The 3,140-nt window shown below is 67.0% G+C and carries 2 protein-coding genes; both read left to right on the plus strand.

The window, feature by feature from the left end:
* Window positions 1-595, plus strand: a 595-nt coding sequence (locus tag AB0I16_RS35705; protein ID WP_363253845.1) for a phosphopantetheine-binding protein, incomplete at its 5' end; no start/stop codon positions are given.
* Window positions 595-3,140 (plus strand): amino acid adenylation domain-containing protein (locus tag AB0I16_RS35710; protein ID WP_363253846.1); only part of this gene is annotated, 2,546 nt, incomplete at its 3' end. The genes AB0I16_RS35705 and AB0I16_RS35710, both read left to right, overlap by 1 nt.

Genomic DNA, 3,140 nt, shown 5'->3' on the forward strand with positions numbered 1-3,140 from the left:
CCGGATCGAGCCGGGTGAGGTCCAGGCGGTCGTGGCCGCGCATCCGGGTGTGGGGCAGGCGGCGGTGGTCGTACGCGAGGACACCCCCGGCGACATGCGACTCATCGCGTACGTCGTCCCGGTCCGTAGCGAGAACGCGGCGCCGGACGGTATCGCCGGTGAGGTGCGTACCTTCGCGGCCGACCGGCTGCCGGAGTACATGGTGCCCTCGGCGGTGGTGGTCCTTGACGAGCTGCCGGTGACGGTGAACGGGAAGCTGGACCGCAAGGCGTTGCCCGCTCCGGAGTACACGGCGGGTGCGGGCCGTGGCCCGGCCACACCGCAGGAGGAGATTCTGTGCCAGGCCTTCGCACAGGTCCTGGGCCTGCCCCGCGTCGGTGTGGACGACGACTTCTTCGCAATGGGTGGGCATTCGCTACTGGCGACCAGGCTGACCAGCGAAGTACGGGAGGGACTGGGTGCGGAACTGCCCATCAGGGCGGTCTTCCGCACCCCGACGCCGGCCGGTCTCGCGGCCTGGCTCGCAAAGCAAGGTAATAGCCGTCATAAAGCTAGGCCCGCGCTGCGGCCGATGCGCAGCCAGGAGGAGTCCTGATGATCCCGCTTTCGTTCGCCCAGCGTCGGTTGTGGTTCCTGGCACAGCTGGAGGGACCCGGCACGACCTACACCAACCCCACCGTGCTGCGTTTCCCCGAGGCGCTCGACCAGGAGGCGCTGGAAGCAGCGCTGAGGGACGTTCTCGGACGGCACGAGGTACTGCGGACGGTGTTCCCCGCACCCGACGGCGAGCCGCACCAGCGGATCCTTCCGGTCGAGGAGACCGGGTTCGAGCTGGTTGTCGCGGATGTGGCTCCGGAGCAGCTGAAGGAGACCGTGGCCCGCACAGCGCGGCACTCCTTCGACCTGGCCACGGAGATCCCCTTCCGGGCCGGCCTGATCGCGGCGGGCCCGGAAGGGCACGTGCTCGTCCTGCTGGTGCACCACATCGCGTGGGACGCCTGGTCGGCAGGGCCGCTGGCGCGTGACCTGTCGACTGCGTACGCGGCGCGGTGCGAGGGCCGGGAACCCGGATGGGAACCCCTGCCGGTCCAGTACGCCGACTACGCCATGTGGCAACGGGAACTGCTCGGCGAGGCGGACGACCCGGACAGCGTGCTCGCACAGCAGATGGAGTACTGGCGCGAAGCCCTGAAGGGGATCCCCGAGGAGCTGTCGCTGCCGACCGACCGACCGCGGCCCGCCGTCCGCTCCTACCAAGGACACCAGGTCGAACTGGAGATCCCGGCCGCCACGCACGAGCGGCTCACCGTCATGGCACGTGAGCGTGGCATGAGCCTCTTCATGGTGCTCCAGGCATCGCTCGCGGTGACGCTGTCCCGGCTCGGTGCGGGCACGGACATCCCGATCGGTTCGGCCATCGCGGGACGCACCGACAAGGCGCTGCACGACCTGGTCGGATTCTTCGTCAACACGCTGGTCATACGCACCGATCTCGCCGGCGACCCGACGTTCGCCGATGTCCTGGAGCGGGTCCGGGAAACGACCTTCGGTGCCTTCGAGAACCAGGACGTGCCGTTCGAGCGGTTGGTGGAGGAGCTCGCACCGGCCCGTTCCCTGGCGCGACACCCGCTGTTCCAGGTGATGCTGACGCTGCAGAACGCCGGCGCGGCGAAGCTGGATCTGTCCGGGAACAAGACGTCCCGCATGGCGGGCGGTGCTCCCTCGGCCAAGTTCGACCTGGAGGTCACCGCTGCCGAGGTCTTCGGCGCCGAGGGGGCGCCGGCCGGTGTGCGCGGCGTGGTGACGGTAGCGGCCGACGTCTTCGACGAGGAGACCGCCAGGCAGCTCGCGAGCCGCTGGATCCGTGTGCTGTCGGTACTGGCCGAGGACCCCACAGCTCGGATCAGCACGGTCGAGGTTCTTGCTTCTGATGAGCGTCAGAGGCTTCTTGTGGGTTGGAACGGGGTTTCGGTTCCGGTGGTGGGGTCGTCGTTGCCTGAGTTGTTTGCGGCTCAGGTTGTGCGTACTCCGGATGCGGTGGCGGTGGTGTTTGAGGGTGTTGAGGTTTCGTATGCGGAGTTGGATGTTCGTGCGAATCGGTTGGCGCGTTGTTTGAGGGAGCGGGGTGTTGGTGCTGAGTCGGTGGTCGCGGTGTGTTTGGAGCGTGGCGTTGATTTGGTGGTGGGGTTGCTTGGGGTGTTGAAGGCGGGTGGGGCGTATTTGCCGGTGGATCCGGAGTATCCGGTGGGGCGGATTTCTGGGGTGCTGGGGGATGCGGGTGCGGTGTGTGTGGTGACGTCGGGTGGGTTTGTGGGGCGGTTGCCGCGGGATGTGGTGCGGGTGGTGGTGGATGATCCGGCGGTGGTGGCTGAGGTGGCGGGGTATTCGGGGGTGGCGCCGGAGGTGTGGGTGGCGCCGGAGCATCCTGCGTATGTGCTGTTCACTTCTGGGTCGACGGGTCGTCCTAAGGGTGTGGTGGTTGCGCATGGTGGGATTGTCAATCGGTTGGAGTGGATGCAGTCGCGGTTTGGGCTGGTGCCGGGTGAGCGGGTGTTGCAGAAGACTCCGTTTGGTTTCGATGTTTCGGTGTGGGAGTTTTTCTGGCCGTTGCTGAATGGTGCGGTGCTGGTGGTGGCGCGGCCTGGTGGGCATCGTGATCCGGCGTATGTGGCGGGTGTGATTCGGGAGGAGCGGGTGTCGACGGTGCATTTTGTGCCGTCGATGCTGGAGGCGTTCTTGGCGGAGCCTTCGGCGGCGGGTTGTGGGGATCTGCGTCGGGTGATCTGTTCGGGTGAGGCATTGTCTTTGCCGGTGCAGAGGAATTTCTTCGACCGGTTTGAGGGTGTGGAGCTGCACAATTTGTATGGTCCGACGGAGGCGTCGGTTGATGTGACGTCGTGGGGGTGTGTGCCGGGGCAGGTGGGCGGGTCGGTGCCGATCGGTGCTCCGGTGGCCAATACGCGGGTGTATGTGCTGGACGGTGCGTTGCAGCCGGTTCCGGTGGGTGTTGCGGGTGAACTGTATGTGGCGGGTGTGCAGGTGGCCCGTGGGTATGTGGGTCGGTCGGGGTTGACGGCGGAGCGGTTCGTGGCGTCTCCCTATGGTCCTTCGGGTGAGCGGATGTACCGGACCGGGGATGT

This window comes from Streptomyces sp. NPDC050703 (assembly GCF_040654435.1).
Classification (GTDB): Bacteria; Actinomycetota; Actinomycetes; order Streptomycetales; family Streptomycetaceae; genus Streptomyces.